21 protein-coding genes are annotated in these 23776 nt (G+C 62.9%); 4 read left to right on the top strand and 17 right to left on the bottom strand.

Translation table 11 applies throughout. The features are described 5' to 3' along the window. Positions 1 to 33: 33 nt before the first annotated feature. From pgsA to gacA, 3 genes are read right to left on the bottom strand one after another with little or no spacing between them, the layout of a single operon-like run. Positions 34 to 591: a CDP-diacylglycerol--glycerol-3-phosphate 3-phosphatidyltransferase gene (gene pgsA / locus BM275_RS06390; RefSeq protein ID WP_014820260.1), complete on the bottom strand. Its 558-nt coding sequence runs from the start codon at positions 589 to 591 to the stop codon at positions 34 to 36. Positions 592 to 624: 33 nt separating this feature from the next. Beyond that, complete coding sequence (uvrC, locus tag BM275_RS06385) at positions 625 to 2448, bottom strand: excinuclease ABC subunit UvrC (RefSeq protein ID WP_045665706.1); 1824 nt, start codon at positions 2446 to 2448, stop codon at positions 625 to 627. Then, a complete protein-coding gene (gacA, locus tag BM275_RS06380) occupies positions 2448 to 3092 on the bottom strand; it encodes a response regulator transcription factor GacA (RefSeq protein ID WP_003284948.1) in 645 nt (214 codons plus the stop codon). The genes uvrC and gacA overlap by 1 nt, the downstream gene beginning before the upstream one ends. A 207-nt stretch (positions 3093 to 3299) precedes the next feature. Here gacA and BM275_RS06375 point away from each other — a divergent pair, with 207 nt between their 5' ends. Next, on the top strand, positions 3300 to 4016 hold the full coding sequence (locus BM275_RS06375) for a hypothetical protein (RefSeq protein ID WP_090520091.1): 717 nt from the start codon (positions 3300 to 3302) through the stop codon (positions 4014 to 4016). A gap of 6 nt (positions 4017 to 4022) precedes the next feature. On the opposite strand, the gene BM275_RS06370 is transcribed toward BM275_RS06375, so the two are convergent. From BM275_RS06370 to exaC, 14 genes are all read right to left on the bottom strand, one after another. Beyond that, positions 4023 to 7160 (bottom strand): efflux RND transporter permease subunit, encoded by a 3138-nt coding sequence (locus BM275_RS06370; protein ID WP_090520087.1) that lies wholly within the window; start codon positions 7158 to 7160, stop codon positions 4023 to 4025. After that, positions 7157 to 8650 carry an efflux RND transporter periplasmic adaptor subunit gene (locus BM275_RS06365; RefSeq protein WP_090520085.1) on the bottom strand — a complete coding sequence of 498 codons (1494 nt, stop codon included), beginning with the start codon at positions 8648 to 8650 and terminating at the stop codon, positions 7157 to 7159. The genes BM275_RS06370 and BM275_RS06365 overlap by 4 nt, the downstream gene beginning before the upstream one ends. Next, entirely contained in the window at positions 8647 to 9900 is a 1254-nt protein-coding gene (locus BM275_RS06360; RefSeq protein WP_090520081.1) for a TolC family protein, read from the bottom strand. The genes BM275_RS06365 and BM275_RS06360 overlap by 4 nt, the downstream gene beginning before the upstream one ends. Before the next feature lie 91 nt (positions 9901 to 9991). Then, positions 9992 to 10336, bottom strand: a complete 345-nt coding sequence (locus BM275_RS06355) for a hypothetical protein (protein ID WP_090520079.1) — start codon at positions 10334 to 10336, stop codon at positions 9992 to 9994. Between the two features lie 51 nt (positions 10337 to 10387). Further along, the gene (locus BM275_RS06350; RefSeq protein ID WP_090520075.1) at positions 10388 to 12106 is read right to left on the bottom strand and encodes a PAS domain-containing hybrid sensor histidine kinase/response regulator; all 1719 of its coding nucleotides are present in this window, start codon (positions 12104 to 12106) and stop codon (positions 10388 to 10390) included. Continuing rightward, positions 12090 to 13253 carry an alcohol dehydrogenase-like regulatory protein ErcA gene (gene ercA, locus BM275_RS06345; protein ID WP_023446617.1) on the bottom strand — a complete coding sequence of 388 codons (1164 nt, stop codon included), beginning with the start codon at positions 13251 to 13253 and terminating at the stop codon, positions 12090 to 12092. The genes BM275_RS06350 and ercA overlap by 17 nt, the downstream gene beginning before the upstream one ends. Before the next feature lie 109 nt (positions 13254 to 13362). Beyond that, complete coding sequence (locus tag BM275_RS06340; RefSeq protein WP_419723454.1) at positions 13363 to 15273, bottom strand: alpha/beta hydrolase family protein; 1911 nt, start codon at positions 15271 to 15273, stop codon at positions 13363 to 13365. 23 nt (positions 15274 to 15296) lie between these two features. Then, positions 15297 to 16451, bottom strand: a complete 1155-nt coding sequence (gene pqqE / locus BM275_RS06335; RefSeq protein WP_045666517.1) for a pyrroloquinoline quinone biosynthesis protein PqqE — start codon at positions 16449 to 16451, stop codon at positions 15297 to 15299. After that, positions 16423 to 16701 carry a pyrroloquinoline quinone biosynthesis peptide chaperone PqqD gene (gene pqqD / locus BM275_RS06330; protein ID WP_090520516.1) on the bottom strand — a complete coding sequence of 93 codons (279 nt, stop codon included), beginning with the start codon at positions 16699 to 16701 and terminating at the stop codon, positions 16423 to 16425. Before pqqD (BM275_RS06330) ends, pqqE (BM275_RS06335) begins: the two co-directional genes overlap by 29 nt. A gap of 121 nt (positions 16702 to 16822) precedes the next feature. Beyond that, complete coding sequence (gene pqqC, locus BM275_RS06325) at positions 16823 to 17575, bottom strand: pyrroloquinoline-quinone synthase PqqC (protein ID WP_090520071.1); 753 nt, start codon at positions 17573 to 17575, stop codon at positions 16823 to 16825. A gap of 76 nt (positions 17576 to 17651) precedes the next feature. Then, entirely contained in the window at positions 17652 to 18563 is a 912-nt protein-coding gene (pqqB, locus tag BM275_RS06320; RefSeq protein WP_090520069.1) for a pyrroloquinoline quinone biosynthesis protein PqqB, read from the bottom strand. 47 nt (positions 18564 to 18610) lie between these two features. Continuing rightward, the gene (gene pqqA / locus BM275_RS06315; protein WP_003284930.1) at positions 18611 to 18682 is read right to left on the bottom strand and encodes a pyrroloquinoline quinone precursor peptide PqqA; all 72 of its coding nucleotides are present in this window, start codon (positions 18680 to 18682) and stop codon (positions 18611 to 18613) included. 176 nt (positions 18683 to 18858) lie between these two features. Further along, positions 18859 to 19977, bottom strand: a complete 1119-nt coding sequence (locus BM275_RS06310; protein ID WP_090520067.1) for an oxidoreductase — start codon at positions 19975 to 19977, stop codon at positions 18859 to 18861. 244 nt (positions 19978 to 20221) lie between these two features. Further along, the gene (exaC, locus tag BM275_RS06305; protein WP_090520066.1) at positions 20222 to 21742 is read right to left on the bottom strand and encodes an acetaldehyde dehydrogenase ExaC; all 1521 of its coding nucleotides are present in this window, start codon (positions 21740 to 21742) and stop codon (positions 20222 to 20224) included. Positions 21743 to 22138: 396 nt separating this feature from the next. Here exaC and pqqA (BM275_RS06300) point away from each other — a divergent pair, with 396 nt between their 5' ends. Genes pqqA (BM275_RS06300) through pqqE (BM275_RS06290) form a run of 3 tightly spaced genes read left to right on the top strand, consistent with a single transcriptional unit; the run spans position 22139 to position 23693 of the window. Continuing rightward, the gene (pqqA, locus tag BM275_RS06300) at positions 22139 to 22228 is read left to right on the top strand and encodes a pyrroloquinoline quinone precursor peptide PqqA (RefSeq protein WP_194291615.1); all 90 of its coding nucleotides are present in this window, start codon (positions 22139 to 22141) and stop codon (positions 22226 to 22228) included. Positions 22229 to 22285: 57 nt separating this feature from the next. After that, positions 22286 to 22579 (top strand): pyrroloquinoline quinone biosynthesis peptide chaperone PqqD, encoded by a 294-nt coding sequence (pqqD, locus tag BM275_RS06295; protein WP_014820276.1) that lies wholly within the window; start codon positions 22286 to 22288, stop codon positions 22577 to 22579. Then, positions 22548 to 23693: a pyrroloquinoline quinone biosynthesis protein PqqE gene (pqqE, locus tag BM275_RS06290; RefSeq protein WP_090520064.1), complete on the top strand. Its 1146-nt coding sequence runs from the start codon at positions 22548 to 22550 to the stop codon at positions 23691 to 23693. The genes pqqD (BM275_RS06295) and pqqE (BM275_RS06290) overlap by 32 nt, the downstream gene beginning before the upstream one ends. The last annotated feature ends 83 nt before the right edge of the window (positions 23694 to 23776 follow it).

Raw genomic sequence — 23776 nt, 5'->3', positions numbered from 1 at the left:
AATGCTGCCGTCAACCCCTTGATTAAAAAAGTTTTATTTCTTTTCTGAGGTGCTCAGGTGCGGCCAGGCAGCCATCAGGTAATTGATCATCGACCAAAGCGTCAGCCCCGCCGCCACGATCAACAGCGCATAACCCAACCCGACCCAGATTGTTGGCTGCGGCGGATTGGCCAGCAGGATCACCAGCGCGACCATCTGTGCAGCGGTCTTCCACTTGCCCAGGTTCGACACCGCCACCTGCGCGCGAGCGCCCAGCTCGGCCATCCATTCGCGCAAGGCCGAGACGACGATCTCCCGACCGATGATGATCGCTGCCGGCAACGTCAGCCAGAGATTGGAGTGCTCTTCGACCAGCAGCACCAGTGCTACCGCGACCATCAGCTTGTCGGCTACCGGGTCGAGAAAGGCACCGAACGGCGTACTTTGTTCCAGGCGGCGGGCCAGGTAGCCATCGAGCCAATCGGTCAGCGCGGCCACGGTGAATACTGCACTCGCGGCCATATAGCTCCAGTAGAACGGGAGGTAGAACAGCAGAATGAAGATGGGTATCAGCAGCACGCGTAGAACGGTGAGCAGGTTCGGGATATTCATCGGTACCACTGATCGGCGGAATTCGGGGACAGTTTACTCACTGTGCAGGGCGGCATAAATCGACTCGGCAAGCTTTTTACTAATGCCGGGAGCCTTGGCGATCTCGTCGAGGCTGGCTCTGCACAGCTCCTGAAGACCGCCGAAATGCGTAAGCAGTTCGCGACGGCGCTTCGGGCCGATTCCCGGAACCTCCTCAAGCGTCGAGGTTCGACGCGCTTTTCCGCGTCTGGCACGGTGGCCGGTAATGGCGAAACGGTGCGCCTCATCGCGCACCTGCTGGATCAGGTGCAGCGCCGGCGAGTCTGCGGGAAGCGTGAACTCGTGAGCCGCATCGTTGAGGTAGAGCGTTTCCAGCCCCGGCTTGCGCGTCACACCCTTGGCCACGCCGAGCAGGATCAGATCCGGCACGGCCAGTTCTTCGAGCACTTCACGCGCCATGTTCAGCTGGCCCTTGCCGCCATCGACCAGCAGGATGTCCGGTAGCTTGCCCTCGCCCTCCGCTGCCTTGCGGAAACGCCGGGACAGCGCCTGGTGCATCGCCGCATAGTCATCGCCCGCGGTAACACCCTCGATGTTGTAGCGTCGATAGTCCGACTTCAGCGGTCCCTCCGGCCCGAAGACCACGCAGGACGCCACCGTCGCCTCGCCGCTGGAATGGCTGATGTCGAAGCATTCCAGGCGCATCGGCGGTTCGTCGAGTTCCAGCGCTTCGGCCAGCGCGTCGAACCGTGCGGACAGATGCTGACGATTGGCCAGGCGTGCAGCCATCGCCTGTTCCGCGTTGGTCAGCGCCAGCTGCTGCCAGCGCGCACGCGTGCCACGTACGCGATGGGTAATGGTCAGATCGAAGCTGCGCAGCTCGGCGATGGCACTGATCAGCGTCGGAAAGTCCTCGTGCACGGCGTTGACGATCAGCTCTCCCGGCAGATCGCGTTCGGCGGCGCCCAGGTAGTACTGCTCGAGAAACGCCTGCAGCACCTCGGCGACACTTTCCTCGATAGCCACCTGCGGGAAGAAATTCTTGCTCCCCAGCACCCGGCCGCCACGCACGGTGATCAGGTGAACGCAGGCGCCGCCCGGGCTGACCACCGCGGCGACAATATCCACGTCGCCAGTGCCGCCCTCCATGCTCTGCTGATCCTGCACGCGACGCAGGATGCCGATCTGATCGCGAATCTCGGCGGCACGCTCGAAATCGAGGTTCATCGCCGCCTTTTCCATATTGCGTGACAGCTCTTCGGCCAGCGCATTGCTACGGCCTTCGAGGAACATGACCGAATGTCGTACGTCCTCGGCGTATTCCTCCGGCTCGACCAGATTTACGCACGGCGCCTTGCAGCGCTTGATCTGGTACTGCAGGCAGGGACGTGTGCGGTTGCGGTAGTAGCTGTCTTCGCATTGGCGTACGAAGAAGGCCTTCTGCAGCAGGCTAAGGCTTTCGCGGATCGCGCCAGCGCTCGGATAGGGGCCGAAGTAGCGTCCCGGCTCCTTCTTCGCACCCCGGTGAATACTCAGTCGTGGAAACTCACCGGCCGAGAGGAACACATAGGGATAGGACTTATCGTCCCGCAGCAGGATGTTGTAAGGCGGTCGCCATTGCTTGATCAGGGTCTGCTCGAGCAGCAGCGCCTCGGTCTCGTTGGCGGTGATGGTGGTTTCGACCTGCGCGATCTTGGCCACCAGGGCGGCGGTCTTCGGCGCCTGGCCCGTCTTGCGGAAATAGCTGGCCAGACGCTTCTTGAGATTCTTGGCCTTGCCGACGTAGAGCAGTTTGGCCTGCGCGTCGAACATGCGGTAGACGCCCGGCCGGCCGCTGCAGGCGGCCAGGAACGCCGATGGGTCGAAGGTTTCGCTCATCAGTTGACGGTGTCGACCATCCCGTGGCGAACCGCCAGCAGGGCAAGCTCGACATCACTGGTAATCGACAGCTTTTCGAAGATGCGATAACGGTAGGTGTTGACTGTTTTCGGCGAGAGACAGAGCTTGTCGGAGATGCTTTGCACCTTCTGGCAGTTGGCGATCATCAATGCGATCTGGATTTCCCGCTCCGAGAGCAGATCGAATGGCGATTCGCTGAGCTGCGGCTGGAAGGATTTGAGCGCCAGTTGCTGGGCGATCTGCGGGCTGATGTAGCGCTGACCACCGAATACCATGCGAATGGCCTGCACCATTTCTTCCAGCGCCGCACCTTTGGTCAGATAACCCGCCGCGCCAGCCTGCAGGAGGCGCGTCGGGAAAGGGTCTTCTTCACATATGGTCACAGCGATGACCTTCAGATCGGGGTAGCTGCGCAGCAGCTTGCGGGTCGCCTCGAGGCCACCGATGCCCGGCATCTTGACGTCCATCAGCACCACATCAGGCTTCAGTTCCCGCGCCTTGCGGATGGCGTCTTCGCCGGAATCCGCCTGGCCTATCACCTGAAGACCGGAGATGTCCGCCAGCATGCGACTGATGCCCGTGCGAACCAGATCGTGGTCATCGACCACCAGCACCCTAATCAAGCAGACACCTCATTGACCGTACTAAAAGCTGGCTGGCTGCTCGCTTTTTCAGGAGCGAACTCTATCAAAAAAATCATCGGCCTGGCCGATCACGACGCAGGTAACTGATCGAGATCATAAGTCCATCCCCTCTGCCGACGAATTGCATGCTGAACGCCGATGAACGGCCAAAGTCACAAACCAGATGGCCACTTCCCTGGATTTCCCATGCTTACCCTGATCGCCGCACTGGTGCTGACGGCCACTCACATGCTGGCCGGCAGACTGAGCAAACTCCACCAGTTACCGCGTAGCCGCTGGCTATCCGCAGCCGGCGGCGTCGCCGTTGCCTATGTCTTCGTCCACCTGCTCCCCGAGCTGGCCGATGGGCAGAGGGTGATGGAGGATAGCGGGTTCCACCCGCTGCGCTACCTGGAACACCATGCCTATCTGCTGGCACTGGTCGGCCTGGTCTGCTTCTACGGGCTCGAGCGGCTGATCAAGCAGCACCGCGACGAGCGGCCTGAAGGCGCACCTTCCCACGCGGGCGTGTTCTGGCTGCACATAGGTGCGTTTGCCGGTTACAACGCACTGATCGGCCATATCCTCGCCAACCGTGATTCCGGCCAGGCGCTGGAACTGGTCTGGTACACCGTGGCCATGTCGCTGCACTTCATGGTCAACGATGTGGCCCTTCAGCATGATCACCAAGACCTGTTTGCCCGACGCGGCCGCTGGATCCTGGCGGGGTCAACCCTGATCGGCTGGGCGTTCGGCTCGGTCATCGAGCTCTCGGAGCTGGGTGTGTCGGCCGTAACCGCCTTCATCGCCGGCGCGATCATCCTCAACGTCCTGAAGGAGGAGCTGCCGACGGAAAGGAACAGCCGATTCGGTGCATTTCTGCTCGGGTCGCTCGGCTACTCCTTGCTCCTATTGTTGATGTAGCCGAGCCTACCGCGTCTGTGTTCCTCTCCTGGGCCTGCGCATCAAACGATAGGCGGCCGGGATGACGAACAGCGACAGCAGCGGCGCACTCAGCATGCCGCCGACCATCGGTGCCGCGATGCGGCTCATCACTTCGCTGCCGGTGCCCGCTCCCAGCAGGATCGGCAAAAGACCGGCGACAATCACTGCAACGGTCATCGCCTTCGGGCGTACCCGCTGCACCGCACCTTCGCGGATTGCTTCGCACAGCGCGGCCTCGCCGTTCAGCCCGTCGCGCTGCTGATCGGCCCAGGCGTTCTTCAGATATAGCAGCATGATCACGCCGAATTCCGCAGCGACTCCCGCCAGTGCGATGAAGCCGACGCCGGTGGCCACCGACAGGTTGTAATCCATCAGATAGAGGAACCAGACGCCGCCGGTCAGCGCGAACGGCAGGGTCAGCATGATCAGCACGGCCTCATCCAGCCGGCCGAAGGTCAGGTAGAGGAGGAAGAAGATGATCAGCAATGTCGCGGGCACGACCAGCTTGAGGCGCTCGTTGGCGCGCTCGAGAAACTCGAACTGGCCCGAGTAGGCCAGGCTCATGCCGGGCAGCAGGCTGACTTCGCTGCTCACCGCATCGCGCAGATCGGCGACGACCGACGCGATATCCCGGCCGCGCACATCGACGTAAACCCAACCCGCCAGCCGCGCATTCTCGCTGCGCAGCATCGGCGGACCGTCGCTTATGCGCACTCGCGCCACACTGCCCAGGGTGATCTGGCTGCCCTGCGGCGTGAGGATCGGTAGCTGCTCCAGCCGCTGGGGGGTATCGCGCCATTCACGAGGATAGCGAACGCTGATCGGATATCGCGCAAGGCCCTCAATGGTCTCACCGACGGTTTCGCCACCGATGGCGCTGGAAACGATGGACTGGACATCGGCGATGTTCAGCCCATAGCGGGCGGCGTCCTGACGATCGATATCGATATCGACGTAACGCCCGCCGACCAGGCGCTCGGCCAGCGCTGAACTGACACCCGGCACCTTTCTGGCAACGGCCTCGACCTGCTGGCTGACACGGTCGATCTCCTCCAGATTGGCGCCGGCGATCTTCACACCGATCGGGCTCTTGATGCCGGTGGCAAGCATGTCGATGCGATTGCGGATCGGCGGAATCCAGATATTGGTCAGGCCTGGCACCTGCACAGCCCGGTCCAGCTCGTCGATCAGCTTTTCCGGCGTCATGCCGACGCGCCACTGCTCTCGCGGTTTGAAGCGGATGGTGGTCTCGAACATCTCCAGCGGCGCCGGATCGGTCGCCGACTCGGCGCGGCCGGCCTTGCCGAACACGGTTTCGACTTCCGGAACCGTGCGGATCATGCGGTCAGTCTGCTGCAGCAGCTGGGCTGCCTTCTGTGCCGACAGGCCCGGCAGCGCCGAAGGCATGTAAAGCAGATCGCCCTCGTCCATGGGCGGAAGAAACTCACCTCCCAGGCGCGACATCGGCCACAGCGTCGTAGCCAGGACCAGCACGGCTACCGCAATGGTGATCTTCGGGTGTTCGAGAACGGTGTTCAATGCGGGGCGATAGACCCGGATCAGCCCGCGATTGAGTGGATTACGCGCCTCGTCCGGCAACTTGCCGCGAATCCAGTAGCCCATCAATACCGGCACCAGCGTCACCGAAAGCCCGGCCGCGGCCGCCATTGCGTAGGTCTTGGTAAACGCCAGCGGTCCGAACAGACGCCCCTCTTGTGCCTCGAGGGTGAATACCGGGATGAACGACAGCGTGATGATCAGCAGACAGAAGAACAGCGCCGGGCCGACCTCCTGCGCTGCGCTGGTCATGACCTGCCAGTGCTCTTCACCCTCCAGCTCCTTGCCCGGATTGGCGTGGCGCCAGGCCTCGGCCTTCTTGTGCGCGTTCTCGATCATCACCACCGCCGCGTCAACCATCGCACCGATGGCGATGGCAATACCGCCCAGCGACATGATGTTGGCGTTGATGCCCTGGTAACGCATCACGGCGAAGGCGATCAATATGCCGATGGGCAGCGAGACGATCGCCACCAGCGAAGAGCGCAAGTGCCAAAGGAAGATGCCGCACACCAGTGCGACGACGACGAATTCCTCCAGCAGCTTGAAGCTGAGGTTCTCCACCGCGCGGTCGATCAGCTCGCTGCGGTCGTAGGTGGTGACGATTTCGACACCCTCGGGCAGGCTGCTTTTCAGCTCTTCGAGCTTGGCGTGTACGGCGGCCAGGGTTTCCCGCGCGTTCTTGCCGCTGCGCAGGATCACCACCCCGCCGACCGTTTCCCCTTCCCCGTCGAGCTCTGCGATGCCCCGACGCATTTCCGGGCCGAGCTGGATATGCGCCACATCGCCCAGCGTGACCGGCACGCCCCTGGCGCTCAGCTGCAGTGGAATCTGGCGAAAATCCTCGAGCGTCTGCAGGTAGCCGGAGGCGCGGACCATGTATTCGGTTTCGGCCAATTCGAGTACTGCGCCGCCAGTTTCCTGGTTGGCCATGCCGATGGCCTCGATGACCTGCGCCTGGGTGACGGCAAGGCTGGCCATCTTCAGTGGATCGAGCACGACCTGATACTGCTTGACCATGCCACCGATGGTCGCCACCTCGGCCACGTTGGGCAGCGTGATGAGTTCGTACTTGAGGAACCAGTCCTGCACACTGCGTAGTTGCGCGAGATCGTGCGTGCCGCTGCGGTCGACCAACGCGTACTGGTAGATCCAGCCGACCCCGGTAGCGTCCGGCCCGAGAGATGGCTTGGCGCTGGCGGGCAGCCGGCTCTGCACCTGACTCAGGTACTCCAGCACCCGCGAACGCGCCCAGTAGAGATCAGTACCGTCCTCGAACAGCACATAGACGAAGCTGTCGCCGAAGAACGAATAGCCGCGCACCGTCTTTGCCCCAGGCACCGAAAGCATGGTGGTGGTCAGTGGATAGGTCACCTGGTTCTCGACGATCTGCGGCGCCTGCCCCGGATAGGGCGTGCGGATGATCACCTGCACGTCCGACAGATCAGGCAGCGCGTCGATCGGCGTGGTACGCACTGCCCAGATGCCCACGGCAGTCATCAGCAATGTCGCCATCAGCACCAGGAACCGATTGAGGACGGACCAGCGAATCAGCGCGGCGATCATGGCTGCCTCTCCAGCGGCTGAATTCGCTCGACCAGCAGGCCTGCATCGGTTTCCCGAACGGCGAAACGGACCCCGTCTTCGACCTCGATGTCCTGCAGCAATGCCGCATCGGCCACCGCGAACGCCATGGTCATGCCGGGCATGCCAAGCGTGTGGAACGGGCCGTGTGCGATCTTCACGCGGGCATCGGCGAGCTCCATGACGCGGCCTTCGGATTCATGCAGCGTCGGTGCCGGCTGAGCATGGCCGTGATCATGATCGTGCTGCGTATCACTGGCCGCGGGCGGCGCGACGATGCCGCGCAAGCTGGCTTCGGAGTCCAGCAGGAACTGGCCGGATGCGACCACCTGCTGACCCTCCTCCAGGCCGCGGAGGACGACGGTCTGGCTGCCGCTCTCCCGCCCGGTCTCGACTTCCACCGGGCGATAGCGGCCGCCGGGCTCGGCCAGCATTACCAGGCTGCGACGCCCGGTTCGAATGACCGCCTCGCCGGGAATCAGCAGAACCGACGCATCGTCGCCACCGGCCAAGCTGGCCTGAGCCGTCAGCCCGGGCCGCAGCAGCCCGTCCGGATTGGGCAGCTCTACCCGCACACGCAGGGTACGGCTTGCAGCATTGGCTTCCGGCAGCACCGCGGTGATCTCACCCTCGATGAGCTGGCCCGGCAGCGCCGGCAGCCGCGCAGTGGCGCGCTGGCCGACGCGGATACCCTGGCTCTGCGCCTCTGGCACCGCCACTTCCAGCCAGACGCTGTCCAGCCCATTGATCCGCGCGAGCGGCGCACCAGCCGCAAGCGTCATCCCTTCGCGAACATCCAGCTCCTGCAGTACGCCGCCGATCGGGGTGGAAATGGTAACGGACGCGTTGACCTTGCCACTGCGTTCGAGCTGGCTGATGGTCGATGCCGGCATGCCGGCCAGACGCAGGCGCTGCCGTGCGGCCGCCAGCAGCGCTGGTTCTCCGATTCGCCGCAGGGCCAGGTATTCCTCCTGAGCGGCCGACCACTCGGGAATCAACAGGTCGGCCAGCGCTGCGCCCTTGTCCAGCACATCGCCTGGCGCATGCCGATAGACGCGCTCGACGAACCCGCCGGCTCGAGCCTGAACCAGCGCGACATCACGCGCGTTGTATTCGAGCACGCCGACCGCTTCGATCACATTCACCAGCTGTCCGCGGCTGACGGTTGTCAGGCGAATACCAAGGTTCTGCGTGATGCCGGCATCGATACTGATGGTGGCGACATCGCCGTCCTCATTGGCGTAGCGCGGCACCAGGTCCATATCCATGAACGGTGACTTGCCGGGCTTTTCGAAACGGTGCTGCGGCACCATCGGGTCGTACCAGTACAGCACCTGGGCGTCACTCTCGACCGCGGATGCGAGTGGTTCGGAAACCTGGTCATCAGAGCTGGCCAGCCAGTAGCCGGCACCCGCGCCGATCAGCGCCGTCACCCCGGCCAGCGTGACGCTTGCGAGAACATTCCGGCTCATTTGGCTTCTCCGTAAGCGAAGTGCAGGCGCGCAGCCGCGATGGCTACCAGACCCTGCAGGTCGATGTGTTCAAGGCGGGTCTCGATCAGTTCGTTGCGCGCTGCCAGCACCGCTTCCAGTTCGCTGGTCCCGGCGCGATAGCCGGCCATGGCCAGCTCCACCTTTTCCTCTCCCAGCGGCAGCAGCACCTCTGCGTTGCGTTCAAGTGCGCGCTGCAAGCGATCCAGCTCGGCCAGCTCGACGTCCAGCCGCTCCACGAATTCGCGCGTCATGGCTTCGCGTTCGGCTTCCAGTTGATCGAGCTCTGCGTAGCGGGCGGCGATCCGCGGGTTCTGCCGCGAGCGCTGAAACACCGGCAGGTCGAAACTGAACTGCAGGTTGACCATGTCGCCGTACTCGCGACCGCGCTTGAGGTAACTGACCTCCCAGCTCCAGTCGACCTGTTTCTCGGCGGTCGCCTCACGGATGCGTGCCTGCGCCGCCTGGGTCATCGGCGCATAGGCGGTCAGTTGCGGGTGCTGGCCGACCCGCTGCGCCAGTTGTTCAGGGGCAATCGCCCAGCGCGGCGGTTCGCCGAACAGCGGTCGATTGCCATCGCTGCCAACCCAGCGCACCAGCGCCGCGCGTGCCTGGCGGCGCTGCTGCTCCAGTTCGCCCTGGCGATCAGCCAATAACGCCGCCTGTTGCTTCGCCGCGACGCTGTCGGTCAGCTGCCCGCGCCCGCCAGCGATACGCGCCCGAATTGCTTCGGCGAGCAGGCGGTTCTCCTCGAACAACTGGTCGAACAGCCGAATCTTGCGTTCCACCGCGTGGGTGGCGATCCACGCCTGGGCAGTCGCCAGACGCACCCTGAGGGCTTCCACCTCGCGCGAGGCACCTGCGCGCTGGACAGACGCCTGTGCCGCATCGCTGCGTGCCTTGCGCTTGTCGCGGTTCGGAACTTCCTGCATGAGGCCAACCATGCGCATGGTCATGCCGTCCTCATCGAGGCTCCAGCGCTCGGCGCCCTCAATCGGCACGTTCTGCAGGCCCAGCAGCAGTTTCGGGTCGGGCAGCTCGCCCGCAGCGACGGCTTCGCTACGCGCGGCTTGCAGCCTCGATGCCTCGGCACGTAGCGACGGCGCCTGCTGTTGCGCGAGGCTCAGGGCATCGTCGAATGTCAGCCCGGTGGCTGCGCCGGGCAGGCCGAACGCGGCGACAAACACCACGCCCGCGAACGGCCGGTATTTCCCTATCAATCGGGAGATCATGGATTGGATTCCTCGGTTTCCTGCATACCGCAACGGCATGCCTACAGCGCCTCAACGCATGAGCGTGGGGCGAGTCAGGTCAGCGATGGAATCAGTAACGCGGAGGACGCCAGACGTCGGCGTTGGAGCGGGCGGGAAAGAACTCGGGGTAATGAACTGCGAGTTGCGGCAGCGAGGCGGTCAGATGCGGCTGCGCTATGCCCGCCTGCAACATGCTGCCGGTCTTGCACTGGTGGCCGCTTTCCCACAGTGGATTGCCATCGTGCGAATGCGCGTCCTCGTGCTGAGCTTCAGCCTGGTGTGCGAGATGCCCGGAGCTCTCCATGTCGCTTTGCATCTGGCACGGTTCTGCGCTCTGTTCGAGCGCAGCCATGCTGCTCACGGGGAGCGCGAGGCTGATCAACAGGACGAGTAGCAGACGCAGATGGGCTTTCATGGCGAGGAGTCTAGCCGAGCCGGCGCCCGCTAAAACTTGATCCAGATCGTGTCAGCCCGAATCCTGTCCGCCGCCATTGCCATTGCCATTGCCATTGCCATTGCCGGCGAGCAGATGGCTGAGCACCGAACGCATCTTGCCGGGCTTGACTGGCTTGTTCAGCACAGGCACGCCGCAGCCCTGCAGTTGCTGGCGGCATTGGTCACTGCGATCGGCGGTGATCATCACCGCCGGCAGCGCCTGTGCGAAGCGTCCTCGCACCGCGAGCACGACGTCCCAGCCGGTCAGACCGCGATCCAGATGGTAATCGGCGAGGATCGCGTCCGGCGCGACTCCATCCAGCGCCGTCATTGCGCTTTGCTCATCGGTGGCAGTCACCACCGTGCAGCCCCACTGTTCGAGCAAGGCAGCCATGCTCAGCAGGATGCTCTCCTCGTTGTCGATCACCAGCAGGCGCCGCCCGGGCAGTGGATCGCCCAGCTGCGGCACGACCGTCGGAGCCGCAACCCGCTCGCGGGGCATCGCTTCGGCCAGCGGTACGTCGATACTGAACACCGAACCACGTCCCGGTTTCGAGCGCACCAGCACCTGGTAGCCGAGCATGCTGGCGATACGGTCGACGATGGCCAGCCCCAGCCCTACCCCACTGCGTTTCGCGGATCGGCCGATCCCGAGCTGATTGAATTCGAGAAAGATCGAACCCAGCTCCTCCTCAGGAATGCCCCGACCGGTGTCCCAGACCTCAATACGCAGCGCCCCGGCGCGCGTGCGCGCACCCACCAGTACAGAGCCCTGATCGGTATAACGGCAGGCATTGCTGAGGAAATTTCGTAGGATTCGCGTCAGCAGGCGGAAATCGGTCTTGATGGCGACTCGCGGGATGTAGTGCTTCAACTGCAACCCCGCGGCAGCAGCGACCGACTGGAACTCCGACACCAGCGGCAGCAGGACATCGTCCAGCGAGTAGATATCGATGTCCGGTTCAATCGCGGCCTGATCGAGCTTGGAGATATCGAGCAGATCGGTCAGTAGGTCTTCGGCGCCTTCCAGGGCCTGGTGGGCCCGCTCAACCAGATGCAGCTCGTTCTGCGGCAATTGGCGTTCACGCAAGGTCGAGATCAGCAGGCGCGCGGCGTTGAGCGGCTGCAGCAGGTCGTGGCTGGCTGCGGCGAGGTACTTATCCTTGCTCAGATTGGCGGCTTCCGCCGCATCGCGGGCTTCACGCAGTTCACTGGTGCGCTCGGCGACGCGCTGCTCAAGCTCTTCGTTGAGCTGCAGCAGACGCAACTGCGCCAGCTTGCGCTCGGTCACGTCGGCGACGAAGCCTTCCACCAGGCCGTCTTCGTCCGGCTTGAGCAGCAGGTTCATGATCACGTAGATGGCGCTGCCATCCTTGCGGCGCAGGCGCGTCTCGTAGCCGAACAAACCATGCTGCTGGCTCAGGATATGGCGGATCTGCCGCAGCTCCTCCTCACCGCCGATGAATAGATGATGGGACAGATCGGTCAGCGCCCACAGCGCCTCTTCCGGGGTGTCGTAATTGAGCATGCGCGCCAAGGCGGGGTTGGCGGCACGAATACCTTCGTGGATGCTGGCCTGGAAGATGCCGTGCACGGCGTGCTCGAACAGCCATTTGTAGCGATTGCGCTCCCCTTCCAGCTCTTCCAGGCGCGCCACCAGTTCAGGGTAATGACTCTTGCGTGCGGAATGGCTGCCGAAGCCGAGCAGTTGCGCCAGGGCCTGATGCTGGTCATCAGAGGGCTTCGGCATAGACGACCTCGACGTCCCGCTGCGTCGACGAGCGTGGATTGGTCAGGATGCAGGGGTCCTGCATCGCATGTTGCGACAGGAACGGAATATCGGAAAGGTTCACCCCGTGCAGGCTGAGCGTTTCGCGGAAGCCGATCTGCTGCTTGAGATCAATCAGATGCTGCACCAAGCGCTCGCGAACCTGACGGTGATTCAGCCCGCGCGAATCGATGCCCAACGTTTCAGCGACCTTGCGGTAGCGGTCCGGCGAGGCGTCGTAATTGAATGCGACGACATGTTCGACCAGCACGGCGTTGCAAACGCCATGGGGCAGATCGAGATAGCCGCCGAGGCTGTGGGACATGGCATGCACCGCACCGAGGATCGCGTTGGAGAAGGCCAGCCCGGCCTGCATGCTGCCGAGCATGATCTGCTCGCGCAGCGCGATATCCGCCGGATTGGCGATCATTTGCGCAAGATTGCCGTTGATCAGTCGCATGGCTTCCAGCGCGTGCGGGTCGGTCAGTGGCCCATGACCAGTCGACACGAATGCCTCGATCGCGTGCACCAGCGCATCAATACCGGTACAGGCCGAAAGAAACGGGTCCATGCTCAGCGTGGTTTCTGGATCGATCAACGAGACGTCCGGCACTGCCGCCTTGCTGACGATGGAGAACTTCATCCGCTCTTCCTGGTTGGAAATGATCACGAACTGCGAAACATCCGCCGAGGTCCCGGCAGTCGTAGGAATCAGGATCAGCGGTGGGCTGGGCACGCGCAGCGTATCCACCCCTTCGAATTCATAGATATGGCGCCCATGCGCCGCGACGATGCCGATACCCTTCGCGCAGTCCATTGGGCTGCCACCGCCTACCGCGACGATCACGTTGCAGCCTTCGCTGCGATACAGCTCGGCGCCGAGCATCACCTCTTCGCAACGGGGATTGGGCGAAACGCCGGTGAACAAGCAATGTTCGATGTTCTGCCGGTCGAGACTGGCCTGCACGTCAGCCACCCAGCCTGCCTTCACGACGCCGGGGTCGGATACCACCAGCACCTTTCGCGCGCCGAAGTTGGCCGCACAGGTGCCGACACTGTGGCGACAGCCGGCACCGAAGATGATTTCTGGAGAGACGAACTTGCGCTGGAGGCTGATATTCGGGCTCATGACTACGGCCTTTTTTATTTTTTGTAACTAACGGGTGCAAGCCTACTGCATTGATCAGGTAAAGCAATGCATCAAATGGCTGGCCGCGCCACCCGTCCGGCGAAACGCTTCAGAGCAGCTGTTGGTAGAAGCGCAATTCCCCTTGCAGCGCATCCGCAAGGTTGGCTGCCTGTCGAAACCCGTGGCGCTCATCGGGGTACAGGCGGTACTCCACCTCGATGCCACGATCACGCAAGGCCGCGACCATCGATTCGGTCTGCTCAGGTAGCACCACCGCGTCCTGCCCGCCCTGCAGGAAGATGACCGACGCACCGATTCGGTCGGCATTGTGCAGAGGGGCGCGCTCCCGAAAGCGCTCCGGCACCTGCTGCGGATCGCCAATCAGCCAGTCGAGGTAATCGCCTTCGAACTTGTGCGTTACCCGCCGCAGTGCCAGCGGATCGCTAACGCCGTACAGACTGGCGCCGCCGCGAAACAGCGCTGTCGCAGCCAGCGCACTCAAGGCCGTGAAGCCACCGGCACTGGAGCCACGGATGAACAAGCGCTGCGGATCGACCGCGCCCTGTTCCACCAGTGCTAGTGCGGCCTGGCAGGTATCTTCCACGTCGACAATCCCCCACTGCTCGCGCAATCGCTGTCGATAGACCCGCCCGAAGCCGCTGCTGCCGCGATAGTTCACGTCGACCACGGCGAAGCCGCGTTGGGTCCAGTACTGAATGCGTGGATCGAATACCGGATAGCTCGCCGAAGTCGGCCCGCCATGGGCGAATACCACCAGCGGTGGCAAGGCCCCCGGCTCGCCGCGGCAGTTCGCATTGGCGGGTGAGTAAAAGAAAGCATGTGCGACCTCGCCATCGCCGGTCGGAAAGCGCATGGACTGCGGGCGCGACAAATGACTGGCCGACAGCGGCTGCACTCCGCCGGCGAGAATCTGCACCGCTCCACTGGCCCTTTCGATGGCAAGTACCGCTGGCGCTCGTTCCGGAGCGCCAGCGATACAGAATACGTGGGTCTGGCTGGCGGCCAATTGGCGGCAACGGGTGAAATCCGCTGCCAGTTGTCGCCGGCTGCCATCGGCAGCGTGCTCGAACAGCCAGCCATAACCATCGACCATATGCGTCAACAACAGGCCGCCACCAGCCAGTGGCAGGTAGCTGGTGGTGCCCAGCTGCCAGGGCGCCGGTGCGCAGTCGAAGTCCTGCGCCTCGTCCGCCTCTCCGCATGCCGTCAGCGAATACCGACGCAGCTGGCCGTCTGCCTCATAGAAAGGCTGCCAGAAACCCAGACGATCGCTGAGGCAGAACAGCCGTCCGTCGGAGGCGAAGCGTGGCTGTTGCAAGGACTCGCCTCCATCCGCGCCTGCCAGGCATTGCCTGTTGCCCCAACGCTCGTTAGGCAGGCGTTCAGCTGCGCACAGGCGCGACGAAGTCCAGGGCTGCTCGGGACGATCCCATTCGATCCAAGCCAGCCGTGCACCGTCCGGACTGAGCATCGCAGCGGCATAGAAGTCGGCGCCCTCCACAACAACGCGACGCGCACCATCGACCATGGAGATACTCACCAGACGATGCACGACGCCAACGGTCTCACGGGATTCCTCCAGCGCCAGAATCGCATCACTGACGGGATCATGTTGCAGATCGCCATAACGGCGTTCAGGCGCCGCGGTCAGCGCGATTGGCGGCGCGGTCTCGGCGTCATCGGTCAGCTGCAAGTAGATCTGCTGATCTGCCTCGTTGACGAAGGCGATGCCCTGACCGGTCAGACAGAACGCGCCGCCGCCGTATTCATAGACGCGACTGCGTACCGAGAAGCCGTCCGGGGTCAGGCAGCGTGCGCTGCCGGCCTGCCAGAACCACAGCGTGCAGCGCCCTTGAACGGGGTCGTACTCGACCCAGAACAGCCCCCCGTGACCGGCCCGCAGCTCGGCATAGTCCTGGCTGGCGGCCGCGGCGGCCTCGGCGCTCCAGGCGCTGGGCCAGAAGCCATAGGGCAGCACCGCGGCGGATGGATGAAGCATTGACGAATCGTTGCGGGGCGATTTCATACCTTGAGGATGAGCTTGGAAGCCTTCTCGTTACGATGCTGCAGCTGATCGAGCCCCAGCGCGCCGTGGTCTGCCTGATCGCGAGCCGCAAGTATCTTGCCGTGGTGCGCCGATTTGCTGCACACGGGATCGGCATTGGCGGCATCGCCGGTGAGCATGAAGGCCTGGCAACGGCAGCCGCCGAAGTCGCGTTCCTTCTCGTCGCAACTGCGGCAGGGTTCGGGCATCCAGTCGTAGCCGCGGAACTTGTTGAAGCCGAAGGAGTGTCGCCAGATGTGCTCGATGCTGTGCTCACGTACGTTGGGGAATTCAACAGGCAGTTGGCGCGCACTGTGACAAGGCAACGCCGTGCCGTCCGGCGTGATATCGAGAAACAGGTTGCCCCAGCCGTTCATGCAGGCCTTCGGGCGTTCTTCGTAGTAATCGGGCGTCACGAAGATCAGCTTGCACGGATGGTTTTGGGCGGCGAGCTTGTCGCGCCACTCGTTGGTGATGCGCTCGGCACGTACCAGCTGTTCCTTGCTCGGCAGCAACCCGGCACGGTTCAGTTCCGCCCAGCCGTAGAACTGGCAGGTGGCGAGTTCGACAAAATCGGCTTCGAGCTCGATGCACAGCCGAATGATCTGGTCGATGTTGTCGATGTTGTGCCGGTGGGTGACGAAGTTGAGCACCATCGGGTAGCCGTGCTTCTTCACCGCTCTGGCCATTTCCAGTTTGTGAGCAAAGGCCTTCTTCGAGCCGGCGAGCAGGTTGTTCACTTCCTCGTCGGCAGCCTGGAAACTGATCTGGATATGGTCCAGGCCGGCCTCGGCGAAGCTGGCGATCTTCTCTTCGGTGAGGCCGATGCCGGATGTGATCAGGTTGGTGTAATAGCCGAGTCCCCGTGCCGCCTCGATCAGCTCGGCCAGGTCCTGGCGCACCAATGGTTCGCCGCCGGAAAAACCCAGCTGGGCCGCGCCCATCTCGCGTGCCTGGCGGAACACCTCGATCCACTCGGCGGTGCTCAGTTCTTCATGACTACGGGCGAAGTCCAGCGGATTGGAGCAGTACGGGCACTGCAACGGGCAACGATAGGTCAGCTCCGCCAGCAGCCAGAGCGGCGGGCCGGGCTCGTAGCCGGGTTTAGCGAAGCTCGATCCAGAACCGTTCAACGGCAACCTCCAGGAACGCAACGATATCTTCTTGAATCCCTTCGGCCTCGGGAAAGCGAGCCTGCAGATCGGCAACGATCGCACCGACGCTACGCGTCCCGTCCACTTCGGTCAGTACCGCCGCAGCGCTCTCGTTGAGCTTGATCATGCCTTCCGGGTAGAGCAGCACATGGCAGTTCTGCGCGGGCTCCCACTGGAAGCGGAAACCACGGCGCAACGCTGGAATCTGGGTCAGTTGAATATCGCTCATCATCATTGTCTCGCCAGTGGGCAGGTTGCTGCCTGGCCACGTGGTCATGGTCGTCAGGCGGTCCACTCTACAGGGGCCGAATGCCTCATGGGTGGGCAGGATCTGCCCACGGAACGCGTGCCTACAGGCTGATGCCCTTGTGCCAGATACGCTCGCGTGTCACGGTGTGGTACGGCGGGCGATCCAGTTCGTAGGCCATGCTCATGGCGTCGAGCATGCTCCAGAGCACGTCGAGTTTGAACTGCAGGATCTCCAGCATACGCTCCTGCGCCTCGCGGGTGCGGTAGTGCTCCAGGGTGATCCGCAGACCGTGCTCGACATCGCGTCGGGCTTCCTTCAGGCGCTTGCGGAAGTAGTCGTAGCCGGAGGCATCGATCCAAGGATAGTGCTGCGGCCAGCTATCGAGGCGCGACTGGTGGATCGTCGGGGCGAAGAGCTCGGTCAGCGAGCTGCTTGCGGCCTCCTGCCAGCTGGCGCGACGGGCGAAGTTGACGTAGGCATCCACGGCGAACCTCACACCGGGCAGCACCAGTTGCTGCGACAGCACCTGCTCGCGATCCAGACCTACGGATTCGGCGAGTCGCAACCAGGCTTCGATACCACCCTCTTCCCCCGGCGCGCCGTCGTGATCGATGATGCGCTGGATCCACTCCCGACGGGTGTCGCGATCCGGGCAGTTGGCCATGATCGCCGCATCCTTCACCGGAATGCAGACCTGATAGTAGAAACGGTTGGCGACCCAGCCCTGAATCTGCTCGCGTGTCGCCTGCCCGGCGTACATGGCCCGGTGGAACGGGTGATGGATATGGTAGTACTCGCCCTTGGCGCGCAGCGCCTGTTCGAATTCCGCGGGGCTCATGGCTGGCAGGATCATGGCAGTGTCTTTCCTTTTCTTATCGTTCCGATGTTCGTATCGCAGCACCAGGCGGCTGAAGGCCGCGATTCGGGTGCTATAGCTCGATGTTCATGCCATCGAAGGACACTTCGATTCCATGCTCGCCGAGGATTTCGCGTTCGACGGAATCTTCATCGAGGATCGGATTGGTGTTGTTGATGTGGATGAGGATCTTGCGAACCGCGGGCATGCCGTCGAGCACCTCGATCATGCCCCCCGGGCCGCTCTGCTGCAGGTGTCCCATCTCGCTGCCGAGCTTGGTGCCGACCTCGCGCACGAGCATTTCGTCATCACGCCACAGAGTGCCGTCGACCAGCAGGCAATCCGCCTGGCGCATGGTTTCCAGCAGTTCGTCGCTGACCTTGCCCAACCCCGGCGCATAGAACAGCGTGCCACCGGTTTTGCGGTCCTCGATCAGCAGGCCGATGTTGTCACCGGGATGCGGGTCATTGCGGTGCGGCGAATATGGCGGCGCGGAGCTGCGCAACGGAATCGGCGTGATGTGCAGGTTCGGGCAACAGGGAATGGTGAAGCTGCCGGTCAGGGCGATGGAGTTCCATTTCAAGCCGCCGTTCCAGTGTTCGAGCATGTTGAACAGCGGGAACCCGGTGGTCAGATCCTGATGGACCATCTCGGTGCACCAGACCTCATGCGGGCAACCTTCACGCAGCGTCAGCAGGCCGGTGGTGTGATCGATCTGGCTGTCCAGCAGAACGATGGCACCGATGGCGGTATCGCGTGGCGCACGGGCCGGCTGCAGCGTCGGGAACGACTCCAGCTGAGTGCGGATGTCCGGCGAGGCATTACACAGAATCCAGTCGACACCGTTATCACTGATGGCGATCGACGACTGGGTACGCGCCTTCGCATTGAGCGTGCCGGCGCGCAGGCCGGCGCAGTTGGCGCAATTGCAGTTCCACTGCGGAAAACCGCCGCCCGCAGCGGAACCAAGAATACGGATGAACATGGACAGCCCCCAAAAGCGAAGCCCCGGCCGGAGCCGGGGCTGATCGATCAACGATTTGCGAAGTACATGGTGACTTCGAAACCAATACGCATGTCGGTGAAGGCGGGTTTAGTCCACATAGGTCGGTCCTCTTTTTATGGTGCCGGAAGATTCCGACAGCCCAATTAAGCCCCCTGTTCTGCCTCGAGCAGAATGGTACTTTGGAAGGAGACAGCGCCGTGCCTTGGTAGTGCCCGACAGACGGCTGTCATTGCTGCGTTTCGTTTACCAGCTAACGCCCGGCCCTGGTGCGCTGTCAACTTGAACCCAGCGCCGACCGACCATTGGCATTACGCCAGGCCAGTTCATTGGTGATGGTCGCCATGGGTACGAACATCGTGCCGTCGAATTCGTTGAGCGGCAGTCCCTGCGCGATTCGCTGCGGCCAGTCGTTGTTCGCCAGCGCGGCCTTTCCGACCGCGACCAAGTCCATGTCTCCCTGAGTCAACAACTTTTCAGCTTGCTCGCCCGTGACGATGCCGCCGTTGCCGATAACCGGGATCGATACGCTGCCCTTTGCGATCGCAGCGAAGCTCGGCCCGTCGCCAAACGCCGGCGCAGCGACGTCCGGCTCGGTAACGTGCAGATAATCAAGGCCAGCATCAGCCAGTGCGCGGAAACGCTGCCGGGCTTCGTCCACCCCACCCTCCCATTTCAGCTGGCTGTCGCTCACCATGCTCTGCGACAGGCGCATGCCAACCACGAAGTCATTGCCGACCGCTGCCCGCACCGCAGCGATGACGGCCAGCGGCAACCGCAGTCGACCGAGGTAATCGCCTCCCCAGTGATCATCGCGCCGGTTGAACCCGGCGCTGATGAACTCGTGCAGCAGATAGCCGTTCGCGCCGTGCAGTTCGACACCGTCGAAGCCGGCCTCACGGGCATGGCGCGCGGCCTGGGCAAACCCGGCGATGGCTTCCTGAATCTCGTCCTCGCTGATCTGCGCGGGCGTCGCATAGGGTCCTTCGCCACCGTAGAAGGTCAGCTGCGACCCGCCGGGCTGCACCGCCGATGGCGCAACGTGCCGGGCATGATGGATGTTGCCCTGGGTCTGCGCGCCGCCATGCATGAGCTGGGCAACGAAAGCGGCGCCAGCGTCGTGCACGGCGTCGACTACCAGCCGCCAGCTGTCCCGGTGCGCTTCCGTAGCAAGCCCCGGCTGGTTGAAGTAACCCTGGCTGTAGGCCGTATCGGTATAGATGCCTTCGCTGATGACCATGCCGAAGCCACCCTTGGCGAACGAGGCGTAGTAGTCGCGCATCAATTCATTGGCAGCACCCTCAGCTTCGGCGCTGACGCGGGTCATCGGCGCAACGGCCGCGCGATTGCGCAGCTTCAGGTGTTTTAGCGAACAGGGTTCGAGCAGTTGCGACATGGGGTTCTCCTCATCTTCGGCACAGGGCATGTTGATGGGAGGCGTATCGGCGGCGGGGAGTTCGATGCAAGCGATGGCTGGTTCGCCACCGGGCAAAAAAAAAAAAACGCGGCCGGAGCCGCGTTGCGATAGGAACCTTGCGCTCGGTTCGAGGGGGATTACAGCAGAAGCGGCGCAGGTCCCTGCACATGACGTGCGTAGCAAAATAAACCGGCGCGCTGGAGCTCACACGCCGGGGCCCTCATCAGAAGAATCCGAGTGGATTGATGTCGTAGCTGACCAGCAGGTTCTTGGTCTGCTGGTAGTGGTCGAGCATCATCTTGTGGTTTTCGCGACCAACGCCGGACTTCTTGTAGCCACCGAAGGCTGCGTGCGCCGGGTACAGGTGGTAGCAGTTGGTCCAGACGCGACCGGCCTTGATGGCGCGGCCCATGCGGTAGGCACGGTTGATGTCGCGGGTCCAGAGGCCGGCACCCAGGCCGAATTCGCTGTCGTTGGCGATGGCCAGCGCTTCGGCTTCGTCCTTGAAGGTGGTCACGGCCACCACCGGTCCGAAGATTTCTTCCTGGAATACGCGCATCTTGTTGTGACCCTTGATCAGGGTCGGCTGCACGTAGTAACCGGTCGCCAGGCCACCTTCGAGCTTCTCTGCCGCGCCACCAGTGAGGATCTGGCCGCCTTCCTCGCGCGCGATATCCATGTAGGACAGGATCTTGTCGAACTGCTGCTCGGACGCCTGGGCGCCGACCATGGTGTCGGTATCCAGCGGGTCGCCGCGCTTGATCTGCAGGATTTTCTTCATCACCACTTCCATGAAGGGCTCGAAGATCGACTCCTGAATCACCGCACGGGACGGGCAGGTGCAGACCTCGCCCTGGTTGAAGAACGCCAGCACCAGCCCTTCAGCGGCTTTCTCGATGAACGCCGGCTCAGCATTCATGATGTCTTCGAAGAAGATGTTCGGGCTCTTGCCACCCAGCTCCACGGTGCTCGGAATGATGTTCTCGGCGGCGCAGCGCATGATGTGCGAGCCGACCGGGGTCGAGCCGGTGAAGGCGATTTTGGCGATGCGGGTGCTGGTGGCCAGCGCCTGACCAGCTTCGCGACCGAAGCCCTGGACGATGTTCAGTACGCCCGGCGGCAGGAGGTCACCGACGACTTCGATGAATACCATGATCGACAGCGGGGTCTGCTCGGCCGGCTTGAGCACGATGCAGTTACCGGCAGCCAGGGCCGGAGCCAGTTTCCAGGCGGCCATCAGCAGCGGGAAGTTCCACGGGATGATCTGGCCGACAACACCCAGCGGCTCATGGAAGTGATAGGCCGCGGTGTGCTCGTTGATCTCGGCGGCGCTGCCTTCCTGGGCGCGGATGCAGCCAGCGAAGTAGCGGAAGTGGTCGGCAGCCAGCGGCACGTCGGCGTTCAGGGTTTCACGGACGGCCTTGCCGTTGTCCCAGGTTTCAGCGACAGCGAGTTTTTCCAGGTTGGCTTCGATGCGATCGGCGATCTTCAGCAGAATCAGCGCGCGGTCCTGCACCGAGGTCTTGCCCCAGGCATCGGCAGCGGCATGTGCCGCGTCCAGCGCCTTCTCAATGTCTTCGGCGCCCGAACGCGGGAACTCGGCAATGACTTCACCATTTACCGGCGAGGTGTTGACGAAGTACTCGCCTTTGACCGGCGGGAGGAATTCACCACCGATGTAATTGCCGTAGCGCGGCTTGAAGGATACGACGGCGCCTGCGGTACCGGGCTGGGCGTAGATCATGATGGGCCTCTCTTCTTCTGCTTGTCGGAGCCTGTGCCGGAAGGTGCACAGGACATGGACCGATCTTAGGCAGTGGGGTCTTCGCTCCGGTATGCACCCATGGCAGCGGAGGGCTCCTCATTTGGTAGTAGATGGCAAGGCGCAGAGGCAGCGTTGATGGCGGTTTGCGATTGGTTCGGGCAGGCCGAAGCGGGAGAAAAAAGCCGAGCAGAATAGGCCTTGAATAGCACCTTAAAAATGACGCTGAACAAGGACACCGACCCACAGCGCAAATTCTCCCGCAACGCAAGAAAAGCGCGACCAAAAGGCGGCAAAACCAACCCCAAAGTCTTATTAGTCGCCGTGGCAAAGCGCCTTAGCTTCGGGGTGCGACATTGCTTTTCCTGACTCCAACCAATGAGGAGATACGCCATGCAGTGGATCAATCCGGACTTCTGCGACCTGCGTCTGGGCTTCGAAGTCACTGCGTACGTCTACGTACGCTGAGCCCCTGACCGGCGTGATCGCACATGGCTTCACGCCGGTCGAGCGAGGATGGACATGATGACAACGACAAAAATTTTGCCCGCCAGCTGTTACGAGATCCGCCCGCCCTTCCTCTTTCGCTGGGAAGACTCACAGCATGCCCACGTACTGTTGTACCCCGAAGGCATCGTCAAGCTGAACGCCACTGGCGGCGAGATTCTGCAGCGCTGCGACGGCAAGACCAGCGTCGCCGAGCTGATCGACCAGCTGGCCCTCAGCTACAACGCATCCGACGTCGACACGATTCGCAACGGCGTCCTGAACTTCCTGGAGGTGTCCCATGGCAAGGGCTGGATCCGAGTTAAGGCTTGACGGCAGCGGCAACCCGGTCTGGCTGCTACTGGAGCTGACCTACCAATGCCCGTTGCAGTGCGTGTTCTGCAGTAATCCACGCAACTTTGCCGATTACCGTCAGGATGAGTTGAGCACCGCCGAGTGGATCGACGTGATGGCCCAGGCCCGCGCCATGGGCGCGATGCAGATCGGCTTCTCCGGCGGCGAGCCCACGCTACGCAAGGACCTCGAAACGCTTGTCGCCGAGGCTGACCGCATGGGTTACTACACCAACCTGATCACTTCCGGCATTGGACTGACCGAGGCGCGCCTACGCGCCCTGAAGGATGCCGGACTACGCCACATCCAGCTCGGTTTCCAGTCCACCGACCGTGACGTGGCACGTCAGCTGGCCGGCGTCGATGCCCTGGAGCGCAAGCTCGGCATGGCACGCCTGATCAAGTCAATGGACTTCCCCATGGTGCTCAACGTACCGATGACCCGGCAGAACATCGCTCAGGTGCCGGACATCATCGAGTTCGCCGTCGAACTGGGAGTCGAGTACCTCGAGCTGGCGAACGTGCAGTACTACAACTGGGCACTGCTCAACCGCGATGCGCTGATGCCGACCCATGCCGAGTTGCAGAGAGCCGAAGACGAGGTGCACAAGGCGCGTGAGCGTTATGGCAATCGCCTGACCATCTTCTTTGTCATCCCCGACTATTACGAAGGTCGCCCCAAGGCCTGCATGAATGGCTGGGGCGCCATTCACGTCACTATCGCGCCGAACGGCAACGTGCTTCCCTGCTCCCAGGCCAGCAACTTCAAGAACCTCGCCTTCCCCAACGTGCGTCAGCAACGACTGGAGCAGATCTGGCACGACTCGCCGGTGTTCAACCTCTACCGCGGCGACGCCTGGATGCCCGAACCCTGCCGCAGCTGTGACGATAAGGAAAAGGATTTCGGCGGGTGTCGCTGCCAGGCGCTGCTGCTGACCGGCAACGGTGCCAACACCGACCCGGCCTGCAGTAAATCCCCACATCACCAGCTGATTCGCCAGGCCGTTGAACTGGCGCAGGATGCCACGCGCCCGCAAGGCACGCTGATCGCCCGACAGGCCAGTCAGGGGGTGGAACTTGAAACTGCCCCATGACTCGTTCGGCGGCACCGTCAGCGCCGGACTCGCGCTGACGCTCGGCTGCTACCTGTTACTGCGTTACTGGCTGGTGACGTGAG

It is taken from the genome of Stutzerimonas kunmingensis (genome assembly GCF_900114065.1).
Classification (GTDB): domain Bacteria; phylum Pseudomonadota; class Gammaproteobacteria; order Pseudomonadales; family Pseudomonadaceae; genus Stutzerimonas; species Stutzerimonas kunmingensis.
This window is presented reverse-complemented; position numbering and strand designations above follow the sequence as displayed.

What these genes read in the sequence shown, in the direction of transcription:
- pgsA (WP_014820260.1), bottom strand. Translation starts at nt 591, where the DNA reads ATGAATATCCCGAACCTGCTCACCGTTCTACGCGTGCTGCTGATACCC.
- uvrC (WP_045665706.1), bottom strand. Translation starts at nt 2,448, where the DNA reads ATGAGCGAAACCTTCGACCCATCGGCGTTCCTGGCCGCCTGCAGCGGC.
- BM275_RS06375 (WP_090520091.1), top strand. Translation starts at nt 3,300, where the DNA reads ATGCTTACCCTGATCGCCGCACTGGTGCTGACGGCCACTCACATGCTG.
- BM275_RS06370 (WP_090520087.1), bottom strand. Translation starts at nt 7,160, where the DNA reads ATGATCGCCGCGCTGATTCGCTGGTCCGTCCTCAATCGGTTCCTGGTG.
- BM275_RS06365 (WP_090520085.1), bottom strand. Translation starts at nt 8,650, where the DNA reads ATGAGCCGGAATGTTCTCGCAAGCGTCACGCTGGCCGGGGTGACGGCG.
- BM275_RS06360 (WP_090520081.1), bottom strand. Translation starts at nt 9,900, where the DNA reads ATGATCTCCCGATTGATAGGGAAATACCGGCCGTTCGCGGGCGTGGTG.
- BM275_RS06355 (WP_090520079.1), bottom strand. Translation starts at nt 10,336, where the DNA reads ATGAAAGCCCATCTGCGTCTGCTACTCGTCCTGTTGATCAGCCTCGCG.
- BM275_RS06350 (WP_090520075.1), bottom strand. Translation starts at nt 12,106, where the DNA reads ATGCCGAAGCCCTCTGATGACCAGCATCAGGCCCTGGCGCAACTGCTC.
- ercA (WP_023446617.1), bottom strand. Translation starts at nt 13,253, where the DNA reads ATGAGCCCGAATATCAGCCTCCAGCGCAAGTTCGTCTCTCCAGAAATC.
- BM275_RS06340 (WP_419723454.1), bottom strand. Translation starts at nt 15,273, where the DNA reads ATGCTTCATCCATCCGCCGCGGTGCTGCCCTATGGCTTCTGGCCCAGC.
- pqqD (WP_090520516.1), bottom strand. Translation starts at nt 16,701, where the DNA reads ATGAGCGATATTCAACTGACCCAGATTCCAGCGTTGCGCCGTGGTTTC.
- pqqC (WP_090520071.1), bottom strand. Translation starts at nt 17,575, where the DNA reads ATGATCCTGCCAGCCATGAGCCCCGCGGAATTCGAACAGGCGCTGCGC.
- pqqB (WP_090520069.1), bottom strand. Translation starts at nt 18,563, where the DNA reads ATGTTCATCCGTATTCTTGGTTCCGCTGCGGGCGGCGGTTTTCCGCAG.
- BM275_RS06310 (WP_090520067.1), bottom strand. Translation starts at nt 19,977, where the DNA reads ATGTCGCAACTGCTCGAACCCTGTTCGCTAAAACACCTGAAGCTGCGC.
- exaC (WP_090520066.1), bottom strand. Translation starts at nt 21,742, where the DNA reads ATGATCTACGCCCAGCCCGGTACCGCAGGCGCCGTCGTATCCTTCAAG.
- pqqA (WP_194291615.1), top strand. Translation starts at nt 22,139, where the DNA reads ATGAGGAGATACGCCATGCAGTGGATCAATCCGGACTTCTGCGACCTG.
- pqqD (WP_014820276.1), top strand. Translation starts at nt 22,286, where the DNA reads ATGACAACGACAAAAATTTTGCCCGCCAGCTGTTACGAGATCCGCCCG.
- pqqE (WP_090520064.1), top strand. Translation starts at nt 22,548, where the DNA reads ATGGCAAGGGCTGGATCCGAGTTAAGGCTTGACGGCAGCGGCAACCCG.